This window comes from Actinoplanes awajinensis subsp. mycoplanecinus (assembly GCF_001509495.1).
In the GTDB taxonomy this organism is placed as follows: domain Bacteria; phylum Actinomycetota; class Actinomycetes; order Mycobacteriales; family Micromonosporaceae; genus Actinoplanes; species Actinoplanes palleronii.
Genome location: NZ_LLZH01000134.1, coordinates 56,934 through 81,353 on the forward strand (window position 1 = coordinate 56,934; position 24,420 = coordinate 81,353).

General features: G+C 71.1%; 26 protein-coding genes. 15 read left to right on the forward strand and 11 right to left on the reverse strand.

The window, feature by feature from the left end; genetic code table 11:
• The first annotated feature begins 123 nt into the window (after positions 1–123).
• Positions 124–1,692 carry an ATP-binding cassette domain-containing protein gene (locus ADL15_RS17280; RefSeq protein WP_067691608.1) on the forward strand — a complete coding sequence of 523 codons (1,569 nt, stop codon included), beginning with the start codon at positions 124–126 and terminating at the stop codon, positions 1,690–1,692.
• A 227-nt stretch (positions 1,693–1,919) separates the two neighbouring features.
• Here the strand turns inward: ADL15_RS17280 and ADL15_RS17285 are convergent, their stop codons facing one another.
• From ADL15_RS17285 to ADL15_RS17300, 4 genes are all read right to left on the reverse strand, one after another.
• The gene (locus ADL15_RS17285) at positions 1,920–2,540 is read right to left on the reverse strand and encodes a hypothetical protein (protein ID WP_067691610.1); all 621 of its coding nucleotides are present in this window, start codon (positions 2,538–2,540) and stop codon (positions 1,920–1,922) included.
• Positions 2,540–3,097 (reverse strand): SigE family RNA polymerase sigma factor, encoded by a 558-nt coding sequence (locus ADL15_RS17290; RefSeq protein ID WP_067691617.1) that lies wholly within the window; start codon positions 3,095–3,097, stop codon positions 2,540–2,542. The genes ADL15_RS17285 and ADL15_RS17290 overlap by 1 nt, the downstream gene beginning before the upstream one ends.
• A 65-nt stretch (positions 3,098–3,162) precedes the next feature.
• Positions 3,163–3,633, reverse strand: a complete 471-nt coding sequence (locus tag ADL15_RS17295; protein ID WP_067691621.1) for a hypothetical protein — start codon at positions 3,631–3,633, stop codon at positions 3,163–3,165.
• A 180-nt stretch (positions 3,634–3,813) separates the two neighbouring features.
• Complete coding sequence (locus tag ADL15_RS17300; protein WP_067691624.1) at positions 3,814–4,173, reverse strand: DoxX family protein; 360 nt, start codon at positions 4,171–4,173, stop codon at positions 3,814–3,816.
• Between the two features lie 120 nt (positions 4,174–4,293).
• On the opposite strand from ADL15_RS17300, the gene ADL15_RS17305 reads away from it, so the two are divergent.
• Positions 4,294–4,665, forward strand: a complete 372-nt coding sequence (locus ADL15_RS17305; RefSeq protein ID WP_067691627.1) for a winged helix-turn-helix transcriptional regulator — start codon at positions 4,294–4,296, stop codon at positions 4,663–4,665.
• Here ADL15_RS17305 and ADL15_RS17310 read toward each other — a convergent pair.
• Both ADL15_RS17310 and ADL15_RS17315 read right to left on the reverse strand, forming a co-directional pair.
• A complete protein-coding gene (locus tag ADL15_RS17310; protein ID WP_067691630.1) occupies positions 4,653–6,479 on the reverse strand; it encodes a sensor histidine kinase in 1,827 nt (608 codons plus the stop codon). The two genes, ADL15_RS17305 and ADL15_RS17310, sit on opposite strands and share 13 nt — an antisense overlap.
• A complete protein-coding gene (locus tag ADL15_RS17315) occupies positions 6,472–7,158 on the reverse strand; it encodes a response regulator transcription factor (RefSeq protein WP_198170835.1) in 687 nt (228 codons plus the stop codon). Before ADL15_RS17315 ends, ADL15_RS17310 begins: the two co-directional genes overlap by 8 nt.
• Before the next feature lie 91 nt (positions 7,159–7,249).
• Here ADL15_RS17315 and ADL15_RS17320 point away from each other — a divergent pair, with 91 nt between their 5' ends.
• From ADL15_RS17320 to ADL15_RS17335, 4 genes are read left to right on the forward strand one after another with little or no spacing between them, the layout of a single operon-like run.
• The gene (locus tag ADL15_RS17320) at positions 7,250–7,786 is read left to right on the forward strand and encodes a hypothetical protein (RefSeq protein WP_067691637.1); all 537 of its coding nucleotides are present in this window, start codon (positions 7,250–7,252) and stop codon (positions 7,784–7,786) included.
• Positions 7,773–8,831, forward strand: a complete 1,059-nt coding sequence (locus ADL15_RS17325) for an HlyD family efflux transporter periplasmic adaptor subunit (RefSeq protein WP_067691641.1) — start codon at positions 7,773–7,775, stop codon at positions 8,829–8,831. The genes ADL15_RS17320 and ADL15_RS17325 overlap by 14 nt, the downstream gene beginning before the upstream one ends.
• Positions 8,832–8,890: 59 nt before the next feature.
• Complete coding sequence (locus ADL15_RS17330; protein WP_067691644.1) at positions 8,891–9,571, forward strand: ABC transporter ATP-binding protein; 681 nt, start codon at positions 8,891–8,893, stop codon at positions 9,569–9,571.
• On the forward strand, positions 9,549–10,736 hold the full coding sequence (locus ADL15_RS17335; RefSeq protein ID WP_067691648.1) for an ABC transporter permease: 1,188 nt from the start codon (positions 9,549–9,551) through the stop codon (positions 10,734–10,736). Before ADL15_RS17330 ends, ADL15_RS17335 begins: the two co-directional genes overlap by 23 nt.
• Before the next feature lie 83 nt (positions 10,737–10,819).
• Here ADL15_RS17335 and ADL15_RS17340 read toward each other — a convergent pair whose 3' ends face one another.
• From ADL15_RS17340 to ADL15_RS17350, 3 genes are all read right to left on the reverse strand, one after another.
• Positions 10,820–12,070: a hypothetical protein gene (locus tag ADL15_RS17340; RefSeq protein WP_067691650.1), complete on the reverse strand. Its 1,251-nt coding sequence runs from the start codon at positions 12,068–12,070 to the stop codon at positions 10,820–10,822.
• A 69-nt stretch (positions 12,071–12,139) separates the two neighbouring features.
• The gene (locus ADL15_RS17345; protein ID WP_067691793.1) at positions 12,140–12,643 is read right to left on the reverse strand and encodes a SigE family RNA polymerase sigma factor; all 504 of its coding nucleotides are present in this window, start codon (positions 12,641–12,643) and stop codon (positions 12,140–12,142) included.
• An 86-nt stretch (positions 12,644–12,729) separates the two neighbouring features.
• The gene (locus ADL15_RS17350; protein WP_198170837.1) at positions 12,730–13,287 is read right to left on the reverse strand and encodes a hypothetical protein; all 558 of its coding nucleotides are present in this window, start codon (positions 13,285–13,287) and stop codon (positions 12,730–12,732) included.
• A 92-nt stretch (positions 13,288–13,379) separates the two neighbouring features.
• Between ADL15_RS17350 and ADL15_RS17355 the strand changes: the two genes are divergently transcribed.
• On the forward strand, positions 13,380–14,549 hold the full coding sequence (locus ADL15_RS17355; protein WP_067691653.1) for a calcium-binding protein: 1,170 nt from the start codon (positions 13,380–13,382) through the stop codon (positions 14,547–14,549).
• Between the two features lie 50 nt (positions 14,550–14,599).
• Here the strand turns inward: ADL15_RS17355 and ADL15_RS17360 are convergent, their stop codons facing one another.
• Positions 14,600–15,484 (reverse strand): hypothetical protein, encoded by an 885-nt coding sequence (locus ADL15_RS17360; protein WP_083971364.1) that lies wholly within the window; start codon positions 15,482–15,484, stop codon positions 14,600–14,602.
• A gap of 299 nt (positions 15,485–15,783) precedes the next feature.
• On the opposite strand from ADL15_RS17360, the gene ADL15_RS17365 reads away from it, so the two are divergent.
• From ADL15_RS17365 to ADL15_RS17390, 6 genes are all read left to right on the forward strand, one after another.
• Positions 15,784–16,638 (forward strand): CPBP family intramembrane glutamic endopeptidase, encoded by an 855-nt coding sequence (locus tag ADL15_RS17365; protein WP_067691799.1) that lies wholly within the window; start codon positions 15,784–15,786, stop codon positions 16,636–16,638.
• Positions 16,639–16,844: 206 nt separating this feature from the next.
• Positions 16,845–17,363, forward strand: a complete 519-nt coding sequence (locus ADL15_RS17370) for a hypothetical protein (protein WP_067691658.1) — start codon at positions 16,845–16,847, stop codon at positions 17,361–17,363.
• Positions 17,364–17,399: 36 nt separating this feature from the next.
• Entirely contained in the window at positions 17,400–17,888 is a 489-nt protein-coding gene (locus ADL15_RS17375; protein ID WP_067691661.1) for a GAF domain-containing protein, read from the forward strand.
• A 130-nt stretch (positions 17,889–18,018) separates the two neighbouring features.
• Positions 18,019–19,452, forward strand: coding sequence for a GGDEF domain-containing protein (locus ADL15_RS17380; protein ID WP_067691663.1), 1,434 nt, complete (start codon positions 18,019–18,021; stop codon positions 19,450–19,452).
• A gap of 64 nt (positions 19,453–19,516) precedes the next feature.
• Positions 19,517–19,732: a hypothetical protein gene (locus tag ADL15_RS17385; RefSeq protein WP_157441426.1), complete on the forward strand. Its 216-nt coding sequence runs from the start codon at positions 19,517–19,519 to the stop codon at positions 19,730–19,732.
• Between the two features lie 88 nt (positions 19,733–19,820).
• Positions 19,821–20,603 (forward strand): hypothetical protein, encoded by a 783-nt coding sequence (locus ADL15_RS17390; protein ID WP_157441427.1) that lies wholly within the window; start codon positions 19,821–19,823, stop codon positions 20,601–20,603.
• On the opposite strand, the gene ADL15_RS17395 is transcribed toward ADL15_RS17390, so the two are convergent.
• Positions 20,596–21,426: a hypothetical protein gene (locus tag ADL15_RS17395; protein WP_067691672.1), complete on the reverse strand. Its 831-nt coding sequence runs from the start codon at positions 21,424–21,426 to the stop codon at positions 20,596–20,598. The genes ADL15_RS17390 and ADL15_RS17395 overlap by 8 nt on opposite strands.
• Before the next feature lie 44 nt (positions 21,427–21,470).
• On the opposite strand from ADL15_RS17395, the gene ADL15_RS17400 reads away from it, so the two are divergent.
• Together ADL15_RS17400 and ADL15_RS17405 are read left to right on the forward strand one after the other, a co-directional pair.
• Entirely contained in the window at positions 21,471–22,436 is a 966-nt protein-coding gene (locus tag ADL15_RS17400) for a helix-turn-helix domain-containing protein (RefSeq protein ID WP_083971365.1), read from the forward strand.
• A 235-nt stretch (positions 22,437–22,671) separates the two neighbouring features.
• Positions 22,672–23,829, forward strand: a complete 1,158-nt coding sequence (locus ADL15_RS17405; protein WP_067691679.1) for a calcium-binding protein — start codon at positions 22,672–22,674, stop codon at positions 23,827–23,829.
• Positions 23,830–24,420: the final 591 nt, after the last annotated feature.

The following is a 24,420-nucleotide window of genomic DNA, read 5'->3' on the forward strand; positions in this document are numbered from 1 at the left end:
ATTCTCGGCCGCGTGTCGTACCAGTTCTACCTCTGAGCTGACCCGAGTCGGCCTGCCGCGCCTCGCGCCGCAGGTGACTCGCCGCTGTCAACCCACCGCCCTCTGCTCAGAGGAAGAAACGGCATGCCCGTCACCAGCACCCTGCCCGCGCGCGCCCGCGCCCAGCTCGTTGCCACCGGGATCCGCGCCGATCGCGCCCGGATGTCCGATCTGGATCTCACCGTCTCGCCCGGTTCCCGCTGGGGGATCATCGGCGAGAACGGCCGCGGCAAGACCACCCTGCTGCGCATCCTCGGCGGCTCGTTGCCACCGGATGCCGGTTCGGTCCAGGTCGTCGGCACTCTCGGCATCGCCGACCAAGAGCTTTGGTACGAACCGGAGCACACCGTCGGCACCCTCGTCGACGTCGCACTCGCCTCGGCCCGCGCCGCGTTGTTCGCCCTCGACGAGAGCACCCGAGCCCTCGCCGACGGCCGGCCCGGCGCCGCCGAGACCTACGCGCGGGCCCTCGACGCGGCCGAACTGCTCGACGCCTGGGACGCCGACCGTCGCGTCGACCTCGCCCTGACCGGCCTCAGCGCGGTCACCGACCGGGACCGCCGGCTGGCCACCCTCTCGGTCGGGCAGCGCTACCGCGTCCGGCTGGCCTGCCTGCTCGGTGCGGCCCACGACTTCCTGCTGCTGGACGAGCCGACGAACCACCTCGACGCGGCCGGACTCGACTTCCTCACCGCGAACCTGCGCTCCCACCCGGGCGGCGTGGTGCTGGTCAGCCACGACCGGGCGCTGCTCGGCGACGTGGCCACCACGATTCTGGACCTCGACCCGACCGTCGACGGCCGGCCCGCGGTCCACGGCGGCGGCTTCGCCGGATACCGGGCTGCCCGGGCGGCGGCACTGGCCCGCTGGGAACAACTCCACGAGCAGCAGGTGCTCGAGGCGACACGGCTCGCCGGTGCGCTGACCGGGGCCCAGGACCGGCTGGTCACCGGGTGGCGGCCGGACAAGGGGACCGGCCGGCACAAGCGCGCGACCCGGGCGCCGGGGCTGGTCCGGTCGGTGCACCGCCGGCAGGACGAGCTGCGGGACCACGCGGTGACCGCGCCGGTGCCACCGGAGCGGTTCACCATGCCCGAGCTGCCGGCCCGGCCCGGGGTCACGCTGCTGGCCGCGGATCGGATCCGGGTCGGCGAGCGGCTGCCCGGGCCGGTGTCACTGATGCTGGAGTCCGGCTCGCGGCTGGTGGTCACCGGTGCGAACGGCGCGGGGAAGTCGACGCTGCTCGCCGTGCTCGCGGGCCGGCTCACGCCGGGGTCCGGGGTGGTCAGGGTGGCCGATTTCGTACGCATAGGTCTGCTTGCGCAAGAGTCAGCGGACCCGGCGGCGCGTCGGATGGACCGCGCTCCCGGCAATCTCGCGTTCGGGTTGTTGTCCGCGGCCGATCTCGGTCGTCCGGTCGGCGAGTTGTCGACCGGCCGGCGGCGACGGCTGGACCTGGCGGCGCTGCTGGCCGCCGAACCGCACATCCTGCTCCTCGACGAACCCACCAACCACCTGTCGATCACCCTGGTCGACGAGCTCACCGACGCCCTGCTGCACACCCCGGCCGCGGTGGTGGTCGCCACCCACGACCGCCAACTCCGCAACGACCTCGCCGCCTGGCCCGAGCTACCCCTCCAGCCCAGCGTGTGAAGTTACGGCGCGCTCCGCACCAAAACTCCCCACGCAGTGCCCGCAACAGCCTTGCGTGTGAAGTTGGGGTGCGGAGCGCGCCGAAAGTCCCCACGCAGTGCTTGCAACGACCGTGCGTGTGGAGTTGGGGTGCGGAGCGCGCCGAAAGTCCCCACGCAGTGCCTGCAACAGCCTTGCGTGTGAAGTTGGGGTGCGGAGCGCGCCGAAACTTCACACACGATGGGGGGTTAGTCGGTGGTGCAGAAGCCGGTGCTGGGTGGGATGCCCATGTCGCTGCACGTGACGGAGCTGCCTTCGCCCTTGTTGGTCCACTTGCCGGTGGTGGGGCTGTACTTGAAGAACATCACGCCGTCGCCCTGCTGCTCGACGGTCGGTGCGACCAGGGCGGACGTCGCCCAGTTCTGCTTGCACTTGATCGAGGAGGCGTCGAGCTTCCAGCCGTTGTCCAGGCCGGCCACCTTGGTCAGGGTGGACGTGCGGACCGGGCAGCCGTTCGCGGCGTGGGACGGGGTGTGTGACGTCGAGGTCGACGACGACGGTGGTGTGCTCGGCGGGTGTGATGCCGGGCGCGACGCGGGGACCGAGGGCGAGAGCGGCGGCGACGGCGAGGCGGCCGGGGCCGGTGGGAGCGTGGCGGTCGGCAGCGGGGCGGAACCCTGCTGCTGGGCGAGCGCGATCGGCACCGCGATCGCCAGCACCGCGACGGCCGCCGCGGAGGTCGTCATGATCGCCCGACGGCGGCCGAGGCGGCGGGAACCGGTCAGGGTGCGCTGGTAGAGGTCGGTGCTGCCACCGTGCTCGGCCAGGTCGGACATGGTCGCGCGCAGGCGGCTCAGGTCGTCGCCCATCAGGCTGCCTCCTCCTTCGCCGCGGAGCTGATCAGGTCAGGGGCGATGACGCGCAGACGGGCCAGCGCCTTGCTGGTCTGACTCTTGATCGTGCCGATCGAGCATGACAGCAGCGTCGCGGCTTCGGCCTCGGAACAGTCCTCGAAATAGCGCAGCACCAGAACGGCCCGCTGCTTGCGGGTCAGCTGGGCCAGCGCCTGGTGCAGGGCGACCTGCAGATCGACCCGGTCGCTGTGGTCGCCGTCCGGGTGCGCGGCGTCGTTCAGCTCGCCGGGCAGCGACTCGGCCACCCGGCGGCGACGCCACATGCTGATGTGCAGGTGGTACATCGCCGTCCGGGTGTACGCCTCGAAATGTCCGTCGTCCGCGAGCCGGCGCAGCGCCCGATGGGTGCGCGACAGCGCGTCCTGCACCAGATCCTCGGCCAGGTGCCGGTCACCGGTCAGCAGGAAACCGGTGCGCAGCAGCGCCTGTGTCCGTGACCTGACGAACTCGCAGAAGTCGGCCTCCACCGCATCGTTCACGCCGACTGCTACCTCTACCCCCTGCGCTGACATCCCGTGTCGGGCGGACCGCGGGGACTCTAGCGGAGGGTGTCCAGTGGTCACCGCGGTCGTCATGATCAGGCGTTGGTGCAGAGGTCGCTGCTCGCGGGCATGCCCCACTCGCTGCAGAGGAGGGAGCTGCCCTCACCCTTCTTCGCCCACTTGCCGTCGCGGTGCTGGAAGACCATCACGCCGTCGCCCTGCTGCTCCGGCGTCGGTGCGGTCAGGCCGGCCGTCGCCCAGTTCTGGTCGCACTTGATCGTGCCGGAGTTGATCTTCCAGCCCTTGTCCAGGCCGGACGCCTTCTGCAGGGTGGACGCCGTGACCGGGCAGCTGTCTTTGTCGGCCGCCGGGGAATCAGCGGGCTTGGTCTTCGTCGTCTTCGTCGGGGCCGCAGTCTTCGAAACCCCGGTGGTGCTGGTGGCGACCGTGGAGGGGGTGGTGTTGGTGGTGCCCGCGGCGATCGGGTCCTGGTTGTCGCAGGCCGAGAGCGCGAAGACGGCGGCACCGGCGAGCACACCGAAAACGAGAGAGTTACGGACGCGCATGGGAAAACTCCTCATCGGAACGTGCAAGTGAGTGATGGCTGGCGCCGGCCGGAACCGGTGTGCCGGCGCCGGATCGTCGTCGCACCCGTCGGCCAGGCGGGTCGAATCGACGATCACACTCGGGTACATGCTCGTGCGGCTGATGAGGTTGCCGTCGTACCAAAAGATTTTTTGGGTTTTTCAGAAGGACCAGAGCCAGGCGGTGATCGCGGCGGCCAGGAGCAGGCCGATGTTCAGTCCGATCACCTTGGTCTCGCCCCGGGAGACGTGCGTGACGATGCCGCCGACCTGGATCAGGACCAGGCCGATCGCGGCGGCGAGGGCGAGAGCCGGCACGACGCCGGTCAGCGGCGGGAGGATCAGGCCGACGGCGCCGAGCACCTCCAGAACGCCGATCGCCCGGACCAGCGGCATCGGGACCTGGTCGACCCAGGCCATCATCGGCCGCAGCCGGTCCTGGCTCTGCACCACCTTGATGCCGCCGCTGTAGACGTAGAACAGCGCGAGCAATCCGGCCAGGATCCAGTACGCGATCTCCATGTGCGCCCCCTCGAACGTCGACGACCAGGAGAGTTACCGGTCGTAAGTGACCACATCATGAGTCACTATCGAGGGGCTTACAAAAGGCACATCCGTGTGCCTCAGGCACAGGGAGCTGTCATGTCGGAGTACGAGCACGTCTGCATGATCCGTGGCGACGGCGGGCGCACGCTGCGAGCGATCCTCGATCAGATCTGCAACAAGTGGACACTCCTGATCGTGGCCACCCTCGATCAGGGCACGCTGCGCTTCACCGACCTGGTCCAGCAGGTCCCGGGCATCTCGCAGCGGATGCTCACCCTGACCCTGCGCAACCTGGAACGCGACGGGCTCGTCGACCGCACGGTGTACGCCCAGGTCCCGCCGCGGGTGGAGTACGCGCTGACCCCGGTCGGCAAGAGCCTGATCACGCCGGCGCTGGCCCTCGCGGGCTGGGCCATCGAGCACGTCCCGCACATCGAGGCGAGCCGGGAGGCGTATCAGTCCCGCTGATCGAGCGGCAGGTGGACGGTGAACGTGGCGCCCTCGCCGGGGGTGCTGCTCACCGACGCGGAACCACCATGCGCCTCGGCGAGTTTGCGGACGATGGAGAGGCCCAGGCCGCTGCCACCGGTCTGCCGGCTGCGGGACTTCTCGGCCCGCCAGAACCGCTCGAAGACCAGCGCCTGCTGATCGAGGGGCAGCCCGGGGCCGGTGTCGCGTACGTCGATGCGGAGCAGGCCGTCCGCCGTACCGGAAAGGATGTTGACGTGGCCGCCGGCCGGGGTGTGCCGGATCGCGTTGGTGATCAGGTTGCCGACCGCCTGCCGCAACCGGATCGGATCCGCGGTGATCAACGTCGGCGGCGCGGCGACCGTGAGGGTGACGCCGGCCCGGTCCGCGGCCGACGCGAACGCCTCGGTGATCGCCGGCAGCAGCTCGGCGATCTCCACCAGCTGCGGGTGCAGGCGCAGCTCGCCGGCGTCCGCCGCGGAGAGGTCCTGCAGGTCGTCGATCACGTGCTGGAGCAGCAGTGCCTCCTCGAGCAGCGAGACCATCAGCTCGCGGTCGAGCGGCACCACCCCGTCCGCGGCGGCCTCCAGCCAGCCGCGGATGTTCGTCACCGGCGTACGCATCTCGTGCGCGATGTCGCCGACCATCGTCTTCCGCAACTGCTCGACGTGCCGGCGGCGCTCGGTCATGTCGTTGAAGGCCGCCGCCAGCCGGCCGATCTCGTCGCGTCCGGTGACCTTGACCGAGGCGCGCGCGTCGCCGTCGCGCATCCGGCCGGCCGCCGCGGTCAGCGCACGCAGCGGGCGGATCAGTCGCACCCCGACCAGCGTGGTCACCCCGATCGCGGCGAGCAGCACCAGCCCGGTGACCGTGAAGATCCGGCGCTGGTTGGCCGGGGACAGGTCGAGCGTGCTGGTCGCGGCGGTGCCGGGAGTGGTCACGAAGACCAGCGCGGCCGGGGCGACATAACTCGCCAGCTGCTCGCGGCGCCCGGCGGTCAGGCAGTCGGCGACCGGCTGGTTCCGGCGCTCGCCGGTACGCGCCGACTCCGGGTCGGCCCAGGTCCAGGTATTCGCCAGGCCGATGGTGACGGCCGGGATGTCCTGCCGGGCCAGGCACGCGTTGACCAGCTTGCCGAGGCGGGTGAGTGCCTTGCGTTCGGTCGCGGTCGGCGCGGCCAGGTCGGCGCGCCCCTCGGCGCAGGTGATGGTGTCGGCGCTGAGATCCGTGCCGGGCGCCTCGATCCGGGGCCGGCCGTTCGGCTCGTCGACGATCTCGACGTTGTGGATCATGACTCGGTCCTGGCCGTCCGGGGCCGGCGCCGGGGCGATCGGTGGGTCGCGCAGGCAGCTCTGCACCCGGGTGGCGATCACGTGCAGCCGGGTCGTCTCGGCCGCGGTCAGCCGGAACGGGCCGAGGGCGCGCGGGTCGATCGGATCGTCGGCGGCGACGGCGAGGGGGTCGATGGTGGCGAGGGCCTGGTCGGGGAGTGCGCCGGCCGCCCCGGGTCCGGTCAGTGCGCCTGCGGAGTCGGCGATCGGCTCGCGGGCCCGGCCGGTCAGCGCGATCCGGTGCCCGGTCTCCGCGGCCAGCTTCGTGACCAGCGGGCCGACACCGGACCAGTCCGGGTGGCCGGCCGCGTAGCCGAGCAGCGCGTCGTAGACCTTCGCCTCGTCGGTCAGCGCCTGGCCGCGTTCCTGCTGGATGGCCCGGGTGGTGGTGCGGACCGCGAGCCACGCGGTGGCGCCGATGGAGAGCAGCGAGACCACGGCGGAGAGGGCGAGCAGCCGGACCAGCAGGCTGGTTCTAACCATCGGCGATCTTGTATCCCACGCCGTAGACGGTCAGCAGCCGGCTCGGGTGACGGGGATCCGGCTCGATCTTGCGGCGCAGGTTCATCACGTGCACGTCGACGGTGCGGGTGGTGACGTACGAGTCGAAGCCGTGCAGGTGCCGCAGCAGCATCTCCCGGCTGAACACCCGGCCGGGCTCGGCGGCCATCGTCCGCAGCAGGTGGAACTCGCCAGGTGTGCAGGTCACCGGCTGGCCGTCGGCGCGCACCTCGTGGCGTACCGGGTCGACGTGCAGGTTGCCGACCCGCAGCACCGGGTCCGGGGCGTGCGGCGCGGGCCGGGTCCGGCGCAGCAGCGTGCGCACCCGGGCGGCCAGCTCCCGCGGGCTGTACGGCTTGGTCAGGTAGTCGTCCGCGCCCAGGTCCAGCCCGAGCAGCAGGTCGTCCTCGGTGGTCCGCGCGGTGAGCATCAGCACCGGCAGCGCGGAGTCACGGCGCAGGATCCGGCACACGTCGAGGCCGTCCACCCGGGGCATCATCACGTCCAGCACCAGCAGATCGGGCGGGTTCTGCCGGATCTGCTCCAGCGCCGCCCGGCCGTCGCCGACCACGATCACGGCGTGGCCCTCGTGCTCCAGATACCGCTGGACGAGCTCGGCCTGCTTCGGGTCGTCCTCGGCGACCAGCACATATGCGCACACGGCGGGGAGTCTAGGCGTGCTTTCGACCTTGGAACGGGAGCACTACCGGATCACAACAGGATCCTGACAAGCTCTGGCCAGTGTCCTCGGCATGCCTAAGCTCTTCTATCTCAGCGCGGTGCTGTTCCTGGGCGCCTGCAGCTCCCCGGCACCCTCCGCCCCGGACGTCGCGACCCTGGCCAGCACCGCTCCGGTGGTGTCAAAAACGGACACTGCGCCGCAGCGTCCGCAGCTGCGACTGGACACCAGCGACGAGGAGAGCGACCGGCTCTGGACCATTTATGACGACTGCCTGGTGGCGCACGGCGTAAAGGCCAACCCGGTGGATCAGCCCGGTCCGGCCGGCCCGGGGCGGCGGCTCGACCAGAGTGGGGAGCCGAAGTCGGCGTACACCGCCTGCCAGATCAAGCTGCCGCTGCAGCCGCCGGAGCTGGACGCCGACCTCAACCCGAACTTCGCCGCGCAGTGGAACGACAACGTCAAATGTCTGCGCGCGCACGGTCTCAAGGTGCACGTGACCAGTCCGGGCGAGTGGACCTACGACTCGTCGGACGTCCCGATCCCGGACAACCAGAGTGAGATCGAGGACGACTGCCTGCGTGAGGCGTTCGGCCATGCCTCCTCTTAGGTGGGCGGTTGTCGTCGGCGCCGTGGTCCTGTTCGGCGCGGGCGCGACGTTCGCGTTCCAGCATCACCGTCCGGCGCCTGACGCGCCGCGTCCCGATCCCAAGATCAACACCACTGAGGTACGAACAATGGATCTCACCGACGAACGCACCGTCAGCGGCACACTCGGCTTCGGACCGGCCCGCGTGGTCAAGGGCACCGGCGACGGGGTGCTCACCAGGCTGCCCGCGGTCGGCACGAAGGTCCGGCGCGGGACGGCGCTCTACCGTGTCGACGACAAGCCGGTGACCGTTTTTTACGGGGCCACTCCGCTCTTTCGTACGGTGGACAAAATCGGCCTGCACGGCAGGGACGTCCTGGAGATCCGCCGCAACCTGGCCGCCCTCGGCTACTCCTCGCGGTCGACGGACCGCGACGTCTCGGACGATTCCCTGCTCGATGCGATCGAGCGCTGGGAACGGGACCGTGACCACGTGCCGAGCGGCGCGCAGCGGGCGACCCTGAGTGACCTCCCCGGGCCGAGTCTCACTCCGGGTGAGGTCGTGGTGCTCGCCGGACCGGGCCGGGTCAGCGACGTCACCGCGCAGGCCGGTGATCCGGTCGCCGGGCCGCTGCTGTCGATCACCTCGACCGCGGCGGTGGTCTCGGTGCCGATGAGCCCGGCCGACGCCGCGACGGTCCACTCCGGAATGGCGGTGACCGTGATCGCCCCGGACGGCGCCTCGTCACCCGCGAAGATCACCGCGGTCGGCCGGGCCGTCACCGAGGGCGATGAGTCGGCGAAGCTGTCCGTCACGGTCACCCCGGACAAACCCCTTTCCGCGTACGACGCGGCGCCGGTACAGGTGCGGATCACCACGCTCAGCCGCAAGGGGGTGCTGGCCGTGCCGGTCGGTGCCCTGGTCGCGCTCGCCGAGGGCGGATACGCCGTGCAGCGGACCGACGGTTCGCTGGTCGCCGCCACGACCGGGGCCTTCGCCGGCGGGATGGTGCAGGTCAGTGGCCCGGGCATCACCGACGGCCTGCCGGTGGTGACCACGTCGTGACGTCCTCGGTCTCGCCGCCGTCGACATCGGTCTCGCCCGCATCGGTCTCCCCGGTTCCGGTGCTGTTGATCCGGGATGTCAGCCGGGTCTATCCGGGTGGGGTGATCGCGCTGGACCGGGTCTCGCTGAGCCTGGCGCCGGGTGAACTGGCCGCGATCGTCGGGCCGTCCGGTTCCGGGAAGTCCACCCTGCTGCACGTGATGGGCACCCTCGACCTGCCCACCAGCGGCACGGTGGAGGTCGAGGGGCGGGACGTCACCACGCTCTCCGACCGCCGGCTCGCCGAGTTGCGCGGACGCCGGATCGGTTTCGTCTTCCAGCAGTTCCATTTGATCGACGGGCTGAGCGCGGCCGAGAACGTGGCCACCGGGCTGCTGCACGCCGGGGTGCCGGTCCGTCGCCGCCGGGCGCTGGCCGAGGAGGCGCTGGACCGGGTCGGGCTGAGCCACCGCCGCGAACACCGGCCGCACCAACTCTCCGGCGGCGAGAAACAGCGGGTCGCGATCGCCCGTGCGGTGGCCGGCGCCCCCGCGCTGGTGCTGGCCGACGAACCGACGGGTGCGCTGGACTCGGCGACGGGAGAGGCCGTGCTGGGCCTGCTGACCAGGCTGAACGCGGAAGGGGCCACGATCGCGGTGATCACCCACGACCGTGACGTGGCAGCCCGCCTGCCCCGCCGGATCACCATCCGGGACGGCCGGATCGTGGAGGACGTTGATGGCGCACATGCACCCCGGTGACCTGTGGCGGCTCGGCGTGGTCGGGTTGCGGACCCGGAAGCTGCGGGCTGTGCTCTCCGCGCTGGGCATCGCGATCGGTATCGCCACCATGGTCGTGGTGGCCGGGATCCCGGCGTCCGGGCGGCAGGCGGTCGCCGATCGGCTCGCCGCGCTCGGCAGCAACCTGCTGCGGGTGCAGCCGCAGAGCACCGGGGACAAGACCGTGCCGCTGCCTCTCGAGTCGGTGGCGATGGCCGCCCGGATCGGGCCGGTCACCCAGGTCAGCGCAGTCGCCAACGTGCACTCGGTGGTGCGCCGCTCGGACCTGATCGATCCGTACGACGGGTCCGGCCTGACCGTGCTGGCCAGTCGTACCGACCTGCTGGCCGCGGTGAACGGGCGGATGCGCTCGGGCAGCTTCCTCACCGCGGCCGGTTCGCGGTTCCCGACCGTGGTGCTGGGCGCCGAGGCGGCCGCCCGGCTCGGCTACGACCGGTTGCCGGCCGACGGGCCCGCGCCGCAGCTCAGCATCGGCAACCGCTGGTTCAGCGTGACCGGTGTCCTGGCGTCGGTGCCGCTCGCCCCGGACCTGGACCAGTCGGTGCTCGTCGGCTGGGACGCGGCCGGCACGCTGCTCGGGTTCGACGGCCACCCGACGGTGATCTACGTGCGCTGCCGGGAAGCCGCCCTGGAACAGGTCCGGGCGGTGCTGCCGGCCACGGTCAGCCCGCAACTGCCGGGGCTGGTCCGGGTGAGCCGGCCGTCCGACGCGCTGGCCGCGAAACGGACCGCGGACAGCGCCTTCAGCGCACTGCTGCTCGGCCTGGCCGGGGTGTCGCTGCTGGTCGGCGGCGTCGGAGTGGCCAACACGATGGTGATCTCGGTGCTCGAACGGCGCCGCGAGATCGGGCTGCGCCGGGCGCTGGGCGCCCCGCGGGGGCAGATCCGGCTGCAGTTCCTGACCGAGTCGATCATCCTGTCCGCGCTGGGTGGCGGAGCCGGGACGGTGCTCGGGGTGGCCGCCACCCTCGGGTACGCGAGCTGGCAGGGCTGGCCGCCGGTGGTACCGGTCTGGGCCGCGGCCGCCGGTCTGAGCGGGGCGCTGCTGGTCGGGGTGGTGGCCGGCGTCTACCCGGCGATGCGGGCGGCCCGGCTCACCCCGACCGAGGCACTCAGCGCCTCGTGACGGCGCATCGCCAAGGGGCCGGACCGGCGCCGGACCGGCCCCTTCCCCCCGTTACTGACAGCGCGCCTTGACTGCGGTCCGCTCTATTTGCAGCGCCAGACGACTGCCTTGATCACGTCGCTCTCGTCGTCGGACTGGCCGCTGATCACCCGGCCGTCGTCGCTGAGCGTCTTGGGGATCTCGTGCAGCTGGCCCGCCGGACGGTCGGCGATCCCCGGCAGCGTCACCGTGGCGCCGCCGGCGAGCAGCACGGCCCGCCCCTGGGTGCCGACACCGACCTGCCAGCCCTGCGCGTTCACCCCGTCCGCGTACATGTCGAGGCCCGCCTGCTGGGCGACCGTCCCGGTCCGCAGGTTCCAGAGGACCGCCTGGCCGTCGCCGGGCGCCGCCTGGCCACGCCCGGCCAGGGGCTCGTTCGCCATCCCGGTCGCCCAGCCGCCGCGAACCTGGAAGACCCGGGCCTCGGCCTTCTTCCCGGTGCCCAGGTCGGGGATCTTCAGCGCGTGGTGGGTGCCGTCCGCGAGCCACACGTACGGCGTGGCGTTGTCGATCGTGCCGACCACCGTGCCGTCCTCGTCGATGTCGCGCGCGGTGGCCGTTTTCGCCCCGGCCGGCAGGGGCAGCCGGATCGCTTTCGCCGTCACCGACGTCCAGAGCAGCGCGTGGGTGTCGTCGTCGCCGACGATCGCGCCGGCGTCGTTGATCGCGTACGCCGAACCGGCCTTCACCCCGGCCAGCGGGTACACCTTGCCGTTCTTGAAGGCGTAGGGGAGCGCCGCGTTCCCGTGATAGCTCCAGCCCACCGCGGTGCCCGTGGTGTTGACGTCGGTCAGCTGCTCCTCGGAGTCACCGGGCAGCGGCACCGTCGTGGCCTTGCCGTCGTGCCAGAGGACCGCCTGGTACCCGCCGCCCTTCGGGTAGGACCGACCGACGAAATAGGTCCCGTTCGGGTCGGCCCCGCCGACCAGGGCCTGCGGCGCGCCGCCCGGGAGGGGCAGCTGCTCCACCGTGCAACTGGTCGGCGCGGTCGCGGCCGGCGCGGTCCAGCCGGGTGTGCCGGGGATCGTGTAGGCGGGTTTCGGTTTCGGCTTGGCCGTCGCGGAGGTGCTCGCCTTCGGGCCGGCGGTGCTGCTGGGCGGGCTCCGGTGGAACATCCCGCCGGCCACCGAGACGCCGGCGACCGCGACCACGGTCAGGGCGGCGGCACCGGAGTAGGCGGCGCTCCGGCGCACCTTCCGGCGGCGCGCGTCGAGGATCGCCCGCTGGACATCCACGGTGGAGGGCGCGCCGGGCTCGGTGTCGAGAGGGCGCAGAAGATCGAAATCGGACGGCATGACTGCTCCTCGATCGCATCGGTTCTGGTGGGCTGAGCTCGGCGGCAAAGGGTCCCGCCCGGCCGGGCTTCAGCTGGTGGCGGCCAGTTCGCGTTCGCCGAGCAGGCGGCGCAGCGTGGCCAGCCCGCGAGAGGTGTGACTCTTGACCGTGCCGGTGGAACAGCCGAGCGACGCGGCGACGTCGTCGACCGACAGGTCGTAGAAGAACCGGAGCACCAGCACGGCCTGCTGCCGGCGTGGCAGCCGGAGCAGCGCCGCCCGGACCACCTGGCGTTCCTCGACACCGCCGTGCTCCACCGGTGGCGGCTCCGGTGCCTGCCGGAACAGCCGGACCCGGGCCCACGCCAGCCGGCGCTCGTCGACATAGGTACGGACCAGCATGGTGCGCACGTACGCGTCGAGGTTGCTGGCGGCACTCGCCCGCCGCCACTTCACATACAGCGTGGTGATGGTCTGCTGAACGAGGTCGTCGGCGCGGTGCTCGTCGCCGGCGAGCAGGTACGCGAGCCGGCGCAGCGCGGGTATTCGCGCTGTCACGTACTCGATGTACTCCGCATCGGTGCCATCGCTCATGGTGTCACCCTTCCGTCGGGTCATCACACCTCAGACGGGACCGGGCGATCGTCCGGTTGTCATCCCGCCGCCCCGATTCTCCGGCTTCAGCCCCGCCGGGCGACAAGCAGCGAGGTGACCCACAGGGTGACGGCTGCCGGGAGGCCGACCACCGCGCGCACCAGGGCGGCGTCCGCGTCGTACGCAAAGAAGATCGCACCCACCGCGGCGACCGCGACCAACAAGGCACCGGTGAGCCAATAGGTGCGGACGTCGAAGACCCGGGCCAGCGGGAGGAAGTGCAACCCCACCACGAAGCAGACCGCGGCCGGGATCAGGCCGGGGTGACCCGCCTTCGTCAAACCGAACACCGCGACCAGAATGAGCACCGTCTGACCGATGTTGACCAGGCCGAACACCGTCCGCGAACTCGCCGAGGCCCGGCGGGTGGTGCCGCGGGCCGCTGACCGGGTGGCCAGTCGCAGCCCGGTGACCGCCACTGCGGCGGTGACCGCCACGCCCAGCACCGCCAGTCCGATCGCGGCCGCTGTGGACGGCGCGGCGGTGGCCGCCAGGACGACCCAGGCCAGGCTGAACACGGTCATCACGATCACCCCTTGGGCGATGCCGTCACGAGTGTCCACAGTGTGCGTCCCGGCTGACATTCCAGCACCCTATCGCGGCGGGCCGTAACCGTACCGTCCTATGATGTCGCCACCGCGCGGCATAGAGACCGCCGGATCCCTGGGGAGGATCCATGGCACGCATCATCCGGCCGGCGCTCGCCGGCCTGGCACTACTCACCACGACCTGTGCCGTCGGCCTGCTGGCCGGCCCGGCGCAAGCCGCCGCGGCCGGTGTCGCCTCCGTCTACGGGGGCACGAAGGTGCAGTACAAGGCGGCGACCGGCAAGCAGAACAAAGTCGTGATCACCCGGCTCGGGAACACCGTCACGATCGACGACGTGGTCGCGGTCAAGGCGGGCAAGGGCTGCAAGAAGGTCAACTCGTCGAAGGTCCGCTGCACCACCGGGAAGGCGCCGACCCGGGTCCGCGTCTACACCTACGACCGCAACGACTCGATCGTCGACAACACCGACGTACGGATGAGCGCGGACAGCGGCACCGGCAACGACCGGGTCTACGGCGGATCGCGCGGCGACTACATCCGCGGTGGCATGGGGGCCGACAAGCTCTACGGCCAGGGTGGCAACGACAACCTCGACGGCTCCGAAGGCAACGACCTCGTCCACGGCGGTGACGGCGACGACGTCGTGATGGACGCGGGGAGCAAGTACTCCGGGAACGACATCCTGCACGGTGACAGCGGCGGCGACACGATCTGGGGCGAAGCCGGCAACGACCAGCTCTATGGCGACTTCGGGTCCGACATCCTCTTCGGCGGACCGGGCCGGGACCGCCTCGACGGCGGTTACGGCGAGGACACGCTCCAGGGCGACGACTGCTACATGGGCAGCGCGATCGGACCGTGTGTGGCGGCGGACGTCCTGTTGGGCGGTCCCGGCATCGACGCCGTGGACTACAGCACCAGCGACGCGCCGCTCACCGTCGACCTGGACGGCGCGAGCCGTGACGACGGCCAGTCCGGCGAGCACGACACCGTCGGCGCCGACGTCGAGAACCTCTACGGCGGTTCGAAGAGCGACCGGCTCACCGGCAACAACGCCGCCAACAACATCGCGGGCGGCCGGGGCGGTAACGACACCATCCACGGCGGGTCCGGCGACGACAGCCTGGAGGGCGGGACCGGCCGCGACAAGCTGTACGGCGACGCCGGCGACGACGTCCTGCAGGGTGCCGACGAGGGCGCCAACGCGGCCGACCGGCTCGACGGCGGTGCCAACGGCGCCGGCGGCGACCAGTGCCTCGCGAAGAAGCTGGACGTCAAGGTCAACTGCGAACGCTGACCCGACTTCGGTCGCCGCTCCTCGCGGGCGGCGACCGTGAGTGGCCCGCCCTAGCGGGTGGGCTTGCCCGGGAAGCGCGTGCTGACCGCCCTGCGGTGTCCGGCCCGCGGGGTGGCAGCCGTCTCCGGTGCCGGCTTGTTCTGTGCCGGCTTGTCCTGTGCCGGCTTCGACTCGCCGCGGTACCGCCGGGCGTCCTCGGCCACCGACTCGTCGGCGTCGTTCTCCAACTCCTGCCGGATGTGCTCCGGAACGACCGAGGAGGTGGCCATCGAGCGCCGCACGTCCACCGACCGGTCGTCGAGCAGGTCCTGAAGATCCTCCTCGGCCAGCTCCAGCGCCCGCACCAGCACGGCGCGCACGTCGGGCGAGGAGTCCTGCGCCAGCTGATGCCGTTGTTCGGCGCTGGTCCACCGATTGACCGCAAGACCTTTTCGTACGCGTACGGTCCGGTCCCGCAGCAGCGCCACGATGACGTCCGGATCCGTGGTGTGGCTGGCCAGCCGCTCACGGACCTCGGGAGAGGCGTCCTTGATCAGGAGCGCCGCCAGGTCGGGCTCGAGCAGGGTCATCTCGGCGGCCAGGCCACGGAGTTCCTTGTCCTGAGCGTTCGCCATGACGTGGCGGATCCGGGCGTCCACCGACGGGTTGGCCGCGACCGCCCAGCGCACCCACCGGTCCGCGTCACCGAGCAGGCGCAGCAGGTTCCCCTGCGAGGAGGCGGGGTTCTTCGCGACCACTTCCCGCACGTTCCGGTCCCGGTCGCGTGCGAGCGGCCGCAGCGCCTCGGCCGGAGCGTCCGGCCGCGCGGCGACAGCCGCCCGAACCAGAGCCGAGGGGTCGGAGGCAAGCTCAAAAAGCGTCGTCGGAGCGGTCTTCTGATCCTTGGCGAGGGAGACCCGCGTATCGATGCTGCCGGTCACACGCTGATTTCCCATGCCCAAATCCTCTCATGACCCGCACCCACCTCCCTCATCCGCAGCTGACGGCGGGGCAGGCCGGGGTCAGCCGACCGCGGGGGACCGCGTGGATGTCACAGGTGCGGCCCCGCTCGGCGCGCTTCAGCGCGGGGCCGGCGCACCAGCGCAGGCCGGGCCGTCACCGGCGATCTGCACGAGGCATCCCCCGGCCGGGGGATGCCGATTGCTTACCTCGGGGTGACTACCGCGGCGGCGGAAATCCATAGTGTTCTCCTCGTTGAAGCGGGACGTTCCCGCAGCTCACAGAGGAGATGACGATGAGCAACGAGACCGCGCCGGCCTCGCCCGTCCGTTCCGGTCCGCCCCGCTGGTTGCGCCCGCTCGGTGCCCGCCTGGCGTTCCTGCTCGTCGTTTTTGTGGTGTTCGAGGCGCTCTTCACGCCGCTGCTGACCACCGCCGCGAAGAACCCGGTCACCGGTCTTCTCGCCGGGGTGGCGGTCATGGCGATCGTGCTGTTCGCCTATGCGAAGTTGGTCTCCTGGCTCGAGGAACGCCGTACGCCGGAGATCGACCGCACCACGATGCGACCGCAACTGATTCGCGGCACGCTGATCGGTATCGGTCTGTTCTGCGCCACGCTGGCACTGATCTTCATGTGCAACGGCTACCGGCTGCACGGCGGCTCGTTCGGGGACATGATCGCCACGTTCGGGATGATGCTCGGCGTCGCCACCATCGAGGAGCTCCTCTTCCGCGGCGTGCTGTTCCGCATCGTCGAGGAGCGTTGGGGGAGCACGATCGCGCTGGCCGTCTCCGCGCTGATCTTCGGCGGCCTGCACCTGATCAACGACCCCACCGCCTTCTGGGGTGCACTGGCGATCGCCATCGAGGGCGGTCTGCTGGCCGGCGCCGCGTACGTCGCCACCCGGAGCCTGTGGCTGCCGATCGGTATCCACCTGGGCTGGAACTTCGCCGAGTCGGGCATCTTCGGCGCCACCGTCTCCGGTTCTGACACCACGGTCGGCGGTCTGTTCAGTGGCACGCCGCACGGCCCGGCGTTCTTCAGCGGTGGCGGCTTCGGCCCCGAGGCGAGCATCTGGGCGGTGCTGGTCGGCGGGGCCGCCGCCTACTACTTCATCCGCACCGCCCGCAAGCAGGGCACCTGGCGATAGACCACGCCTGCTCGGCTGAACGCGCGCCGTCCCGCATCGTCGATGCGAGGCGGCGCGCTGGCGTCCACCGGGCGGGCAGATTTCGGAGGACCCCCCCGGGCGAGCGATTACCGAAAGAGCCAAACACGGTTACGGTTCTTACTTAGGCGGCTACGTAGGCTAGCCGCCGATCGCCTCTGAGGAGCATGGTCATCGATATCACGCCTGTGCGACGCCCGCCGCTGCGGAGCACCGCAACCAGCCGGTGGCTCGCGTTCGCGGGCATCCCGGCACTCGCCCTGATCGGCTACTGGCTGCTCGGCCGCGCCGTCGTCCTGCCCGGTTGGTCGACCGGTGTCGCCCGCAGTCTCGCCGTCCTGCACGCGGCGGCGATCCTGCTGTTCGTGTGGCGTGCGGCCGCGGCCCGTCTCCGCCGTACCGAAAAGGATCTTGATCTTGATCTTCCGCGGCCGGTCGACCGGCCCGCACCGCCTCCGGCCGCCGTGGTGCATGCCGTGTCGGAGGGGCACGCGGTGCCGGTTCGAGCCGATCAGGATCGGACAGTAGAGATGTTGAGCGGGCACCGCACCGACCGCACGGCCGTCGACCCTCCTGCGCGCCGGTCGGAACCGGACGCGCCGCAGCCGAAGGTCATGTACCGGAACAACGCCGCGAAGCATCACGCCTCGCCGGCTTCACGGGGAATCCGGCGAGCGGGCCGGCCCGCCGTTCTGCCGCCTCACTAGACCGGGCGCCCGCTGTGGAAAGTCGGAAGGCAAGACATGCGGTCCAAGACGATGTTGCTCGACGAAACGGTTCAGGAACTGGTGGGGGTGAACACCCTGCGGCGGGTGCAGCAACTGGTGCGAACGTGTGCCCGTGCGCTCGCCGATTCGCACGGCGCCACGATCGTGCTGCTCGACGGCGACCAGTGCTTTTATGCCGATGAGGACGCGATCAGCCCGTTGTGGCGGGGACAGCGGTTTCCGGTCTCGGAGTGCATAAGCGGCTGGGCGATGATGAACCGGTGCGCCGCGGTGATCCCGGACATCCGGATCGACGAACGGATTCCCCAGCTGGCCTATCGGCCCACCTTCGTGCGGAGCCTGGTGATGGTACCCATCCGGAAATCCGCGCCACTCGGAGCGATCGGCGCGTATTGGGCGGTTCCGCACCGTGCCACCGCCGAGCAGACCGCGCTGCTGTCCGCGCTCGCCGAGGCGGCCGGCACGGCCCTGGAACGCATCCTGACCGCGGCCGCCTGGTGGTGAGGCGGGGTCAACTGGCCGGTACTCCTCAGATCGCGCCCCGGACGTCCGAATCCACTTGTCGGCAACACCCCTAGGGTTCCGCAGCGGATGCCTGATCACCTTGGGACCGGCGAGGTGACAGGAGCGTGTCATGCCTGCGAAGGCGGGAGAGCAGACGCGGGGGCTGGGTGCGCGCACCACGACGAACGTCGTTCCGCTGCTGTTCGGCATTCCCCTGCTCTTCGCCGTGATCTACGCCTTGATGGTCTGGGCGCACCGGCACGGCGCGGTTCTCGGATCGCCGCTGCTGATCGCGGCGCTGGGCACGCTCTTCGGGGCCAGCGGGGACGAGAACTGGCAGCGCCGGGTGGGCGGGGGACACGCGCACACCCGCCCGGTCCTCCGGCTGAGCTACGCGACCACCTTGATCGGAACGACGCTGCTCGTGGCCGGGTGGGGCTTCCTCCTCCCGGCCTGCGCCATGTTGATCGCCGTGGTGCACATCGGCTGGTCCGGCTCCCGCACCTGGCGTCCCGCCGCGTTGATCACCGCGATGGCGACGGTGGTCAGCGAGACGGCCGTCCAGCTGGGTCTGGCCGGATCCGTGATCCTGCCCGAGTACTCCCACGTCGCGGCCGCGCTGAGCCTGGTCATGTCGATCTTCGGCCTCAGCAACCTGGGCCTGAGCGCGGCCCGCGGCGAGCAGGCCGCGCTCGCCGTGCAACGGGCCGAGGAGCGCTATCGCGCGCTCGTCCGGAACTCCTCCGACGTGGTGGTCATCATCGACGCCGGCGGCCGGCTCACCCACATCAGCGACGCCGTGCTGCAGGTGAGTGGCTGGGCCGCCGGCGATCTCCTGAACTCCGACTACCTCGACCTCTTCCACCCGGACGATCAGCACCGGGCCCGGACCGCGCTGGCCGAGGTCACGTCCGCCGGGGCGAACAGCCAGACACGGTTGGAGTTGCGCTCCCGTCACCACGACGGGACCTGGCGCTGGCATGAGGTAACCCTGCGCAACGCGTTCGACGACGCCGCGGTCCAGGGCATCGTGTCGAACCAGCGCGACGTCAGCGAGCGGCGCGCGCACCAGGACCGGCTGGCGCACGCCGCGGCCCATGACGCCCTCACCGGACTGCCCAACCGCCCGGAACTGTTGCGCTCGCTCGCCGCGGTGTCACCGAACGCGCCGGTGGCCGTGTTCTTCATCGATCTGGACGGCTTCAAAGCGGTGAACGACACCTACGGCCACGCCACCGGGGACGAGCTGCTGATCGCCGCCGCCACCCGGCTCGCGGCCGGCCTTCGCCCGTCGGACGTGCTGGCCAGGATCGGCGGCGACGAATTCGCCGCCGCACTCACCGGCGACATCGACACGGCCGCGGTGCACGAGCGGGCCGCCCGGCTCATGGCCGACATGCGGAGACCTTTCGACCTTCAGGATCATCGGGTACGCATCGGCGCGAGCATCGGCGTCGCTCTCGGCAACGGCCCGGCCGAGGCGGAGGCGCTGCTGGCACACGCCGACACCCAGATGTACGCGGTGAAACGCAGCAACGCCTACATCCGGGCCGGCCAGTCGTAGATCACCCGGTGGGGCTGCGCGCGTCGGCGGGGTGGGGTGATCGCCGCTGCGTACCGTGTACGACGTGATCAAGGACGTGGTGCGCGGTGTGTTCAGCCGCTGCCTGCCCGTTCTTGTCGCGATTCTGCGGGCTGTCGCCGGGTTGTGGCGCAGTCGCCCCGCTGAGCGGGTGAGCGACACCGTGACCGCCGTGGTGGTCGCCGATCGTGCGCGGGTTTTGACGGCGCAGAACACCGCTTCGGTCGGTGGCTCTCGTGCGCCGCCGGTCACTGCCGCCTGAGCGCGCTTCCGTCGTACCACAAAGCTTTTTTGACGGCCGTGAGTCGGCCGCCCCCCTTTTTTCGCATCTTCTGTTAGGAATTTCGACGGTGAACTTTGTGCCGCAGCTGCTGCTGGCCGACTCGATGACCCCGGTGATCGTCTGGATGATGTTGATGGTGGCGGCGTTCCCCGCGGCGATGCTGCTGGCGAGCCCGCAGGCCGTGCACCGGCCGGGGCAGCTGGTGATGGCGGTCGTGGATGTGCTGCGGTGTCACCTCGAGGCGCGGGAGCAGGCTCGGCGCGAGGCCGCCGCGGCGGTGCGGTTCGCCGATCAGGTCCGGGCCTCGGCGGTACGGGCGGACGAGGCGGTCCGGTACCGCCAGGAGCTCTGGCGCGAGTCCGGGCAGCACGCCGGGGACACCTGGCTGACCTGGCAGGCCGCGGAGCAGGACGTGGTCCGGGCCCGTGCCGCGGCGGCGTTCACCGCGCCCTGGTCCGCGCGGACCCCGACCGAGTACGCGGAGCGGGAGCGGTTCCTGCACCGGACCGTGCGTGACGCGGTGCAGCGCGGTGACCTGCCGACCACCGCGCTCGCCGCCGCGCTGGCCGGCCGGGGTGGCTGGGACCCGCGGCTGCACCCGGTGGAGCAGGAACTCGTTCTGCTCCGAGCGGTCGCGGAGCATCGGCAGCGGTGTCACCAGCAGGCCACCGTCGTGGAACGGGCCGCCTGGCACGACATCCGGACCGCCGTCACGGACCGCGACCGGATGCGTGCGGAAGCCGCCGCCGCCGTGCACCGGGCGGCCCGGCAACGGCTCCGCCCGGTCCGGGAACACTGGACGATCCCGGCGCTGCGTCTGACCTGGGGCCACCAGCTGGCCGTCAGGTGAGCAGCGTGGTGCGCAGTTCGTGTGCCCCGTCGGGGCGGCGCGCCTCGAAGTAGGCCCGCCGGTCGCCGTTCGGCAGGGTCAGGATGTCGAGGTAGCGCACGTCCGCCACCGGCTCCGTGCCGACCGCGGTCAGACCCGGCCCGGCGCCGTCCGGAACGAAGCGGCCACAGCGTTCGAACCAGTTCTCCGCCCGGTTGCGCCGCCCGTCGTAATAGCCCGACCCGTCCGGCAGGACGCAGGTCAGGCGCGCGCCCCGGGCGTCCCAGTGACCTTCGCGGGCGGCGAGCACCACCCCGTGCGACGTCCAGGTCAGCCCGTCCGGCGAGGTCCAGTGCGTGGTGAACATCCGGTCGTCGGCGCCGGGCACGTCCAGCGGGTGCACGCAGATCCAGGCGGACCAGCCCCGCGTCGTACGGTGAACGATCGGATCCTTGACGGTCTCCAGCGGGCCGCCGAAGTCGATCTTCCGCAGCGGTCCGGGCATGAAGTGCTCCGGCGCCGCTGCCTCGAGCAGACCGATCCGCCACGGCCCGCCACCGCGCGGAGCGAACGAGACGTAGAGCCGCCAGACCGCGCCGGTGAAGACGAGCGCGGCGCGTTCGACCGCGTCGGCACCGAGCCGAGCCGCGCTGAGTTCCGCGATCGTGTGGAACGCGACGCCGTCGCGGGAGCGGGCCAGGACGAGCGTGTCACCGTCACCCCTTTTCCGGTACGCCAGGAGCACCGACCCGTCGGAGTCCAGGACCGCGGTCGGAGCGCCGGCCCAGCGCTGGACGCCGGTGGCCGGTGGGGAGGCGACGAGTGCGGAGTTCGTGAGGTTCATGCCTTCACCCTGGTCGACGCGCGCGGCGTGCCATAGTGGCAGGAATGCCAGGGTCCCGGAACATCCCGCCAACCGTACGGGTGGCTGCCGTCGTCGGCCGTCGCGCCGCCGCGTTCGAGCTCGGCATCCTCGCCCAGGTGTTCGGGCTGGACCGCAGCGCCGAGGGCCTGCCCGCCTACGACTTCGCGGTCTGCGGTGAACACCCCGGCCCGGTCCCGACCACGTCCGGCTTCGACGTCCACGTGCCGTACGGGCTGGACCGCGTCGTCGCCGCCGACGTGGTGGCGATCCCGGCCTGGCCCGACGAGGACGCCGACCTGACACCGGCGCTGGCCGAGGCCCTGCGCGCGGCGCACCGCAACGGGGCGACCCTGCTGGCGATCTGCACCGGCGCGTTCGCACTGGCCGGAGCCGGGCTGCTCAGCGGCCGCCGGGCGACCACCCACTGGCAGGCCACCGCCCTGTTGCGCCAGCGCCATCCCGACGTCGTCATCGCCGAGGACGTGCTCTACGTCGACGAGGGCGACATCATCACCAGCGCCGGAGCGGCCGCCGGGATCGACGCGAGCCTGCACCTGGTCCGCCGCCTGCACGGCACCGAAACGGCCAACGCGGTCGCCCGGCGGATGGTGGTGCCGGCCCACCGCGAGGGCGGCCAGGCGCAGTACGTCGAACGCCCGCTCCCGCCGCAGCCGGCCGGCCTCGCCGAGGTGCTCGACTGGGCGCTGCTGCACCTGGACCAGCCGCTGACCGTCGACCGGCTGGCGGCGCGGGCCAGCATGTCGGGGCGCAGTTTCGCCCGGCACTTCCGCGCAACCACCGGCACGACACCCCATCGTTGGCTGCTGGAGCAGCGGCTGCAGCGTGCGGAGTTGTTGCTGGAGAGCAGCGATCTGACGGTGGATGCGGTGGCGGCCCGGGCGGGCTTCGGCAGCGCGGACACGCTGCGGCACCACTTCGCCGGCAAGCGCGGCACGACCCCGCGAGCGCACCGGCTCGCCTTCGGCTGAGCAGGATGAGCCGGGCGAGGCCAGCCGTCTGCTGGACCATGCCGCTTTCCGCTCGGCGGGCTTTGATTCGGCGTAGTCCTGATCGCAGGGGGTTGTCGAGACCACGTCGGTGCGTGGTCACCCCGCACTCCCGGAATCCTTGATGGACTGTCTGTCGCGGTCACTGCGGGCGGGGTCGCTCATAGATCCTTTGCCATCTAGACTGCGGCGCAATCGCCTACCGGGAGCGCTCTCGATGCCATACCAGCTCGGCCCGCTGCGGGCCGGCCTCGTCGTTCTCACCGTCATCGCCGCCGGATCGGTCGCCAGCCCAGCCGCCGCGGCAAGCTGGGGCTACGCGACAGCGGGCGCCACGAAGGTCTCCTTCGCCGCCGACTACAAGGCCCAGAACAAGGTCGTCATCACCCGGTCCGGGCGCACCGTGACCATCGACGACCGGGTTGCCATCCGGCCCGGCAAGGGATGCAAGCAGGTCAAGGGCGACAAGACCAGGGTCCGCTGCACGACCACGAAAACGCCCACCGTGATCGTCGTCAAGACGTACGACCGCAACGACTCGGTCGTCAACAAGAGCGACCTGAGGATGAACGCCACGGGTGGCTCCGGCAGCGACAAGATCGTCGGCGGCCCCAAGAGAGACGTTCTCAACGGCGACGACGTGTGCGACATGTCGCCCGGCAACGACAAGATCTACGGCGGCGGCGGCAACGACGTGATCGATGCCGGCGAGGGCTCCGACTACGTCTCCGCCGGTGACGGCAACGACCAGTTGTACGGCGACGGCGACTGCATCGACACTCCCGACCGCTCGGGCAACGACACCCTCCTCGGCGGCAACGGCAACGACACCCTCCTCAGCGGCGACGGCAACGACCGCTTGTACGGCGGCAACGGCAACGACTTCCTCCACGGCTCCAACGGGGCGGACCGTGTCGAGGGCGGCGCCGGCAACGACGTCTTCTCCGGCGACGCCGGCGCGGACATCCTCCTCGGCGGTTCGGGGCGGGACTCCGTCAACTACTCGGGCTACACCAAGCCGGTCAGCGTGGACCTGGACGGCGCGTCCAGGGATGACGGGGCTGCCGGTGAGCACGACACCGTCGGTTCCGACATCGAGATCCTGATGGGCGGCGCCGGCAACGACCGCCTGGTCGGCAACGCGGCCGCCAACGAGATCGACGGTTTCGGCGGCGGCGACGTCATCCTCGGCGGGTCCGGCAACGACCTGCTCGACGGCGGGGACGGCGACAACAAGATCTACGGCGAGGCCGGCAACGACATCCTGCACACCGGCTACGGGGTCAACACCCTCTCCGGTGGCGCCGACGACGACACCTGCATCAGGAAGCCCGCCGACACCCTGATCTCCTGCGAGAACCCGCAGCCCTGGTGATCCGACCGGCCGATCGGTGCTGACGGTCATGGATCTCCGGCGGGAGGAAAACCGGTCCGGCGCAAGGCGACGACGTGGGCGTCAGACCGATTAGGACATTTATCGTACGTACGGTTGAGCCGGCCGACGCTCGACGGCCCACTGTGGACCCCCGGCGTTCCCGGTGAAGCGCCCGCTCCGCGTATCGGCTCCTCGGCCCCGTGGCCTCCCGGCGTACACGTGGCCGGATCGCGGCGCCCGTCGGGAGTCGTGTCGGCGCGACAGTCCTCGATGGCCGAAAGGCGCCCGGACATAGGTGGCCGTAGAGGTCGCGGGGCTGCCACGGCCTCCCGGCGAGGGTGATGGCCCGGCCGGTCGGGATGTTCGCGGCAGGCGCCGCACCAGCTCGCCAGGCGTGAGAAATCGCGGGCTGGCCGGGGCCTCAGGGTGCTCCCGCTGGGCCGCGGGCGTGTCTTCCACGAGAGGTGGAATGTGAGCATGCGGTTGCGGTCCTCACGTCCCACTGGCGGGTCAACTTTCTCCCAAATGTCCGTAAATGTGGCGTTTATGCAGGTTGTTGGCCCAGAATCGTGTTCGGCGGTGCTTCCAAGC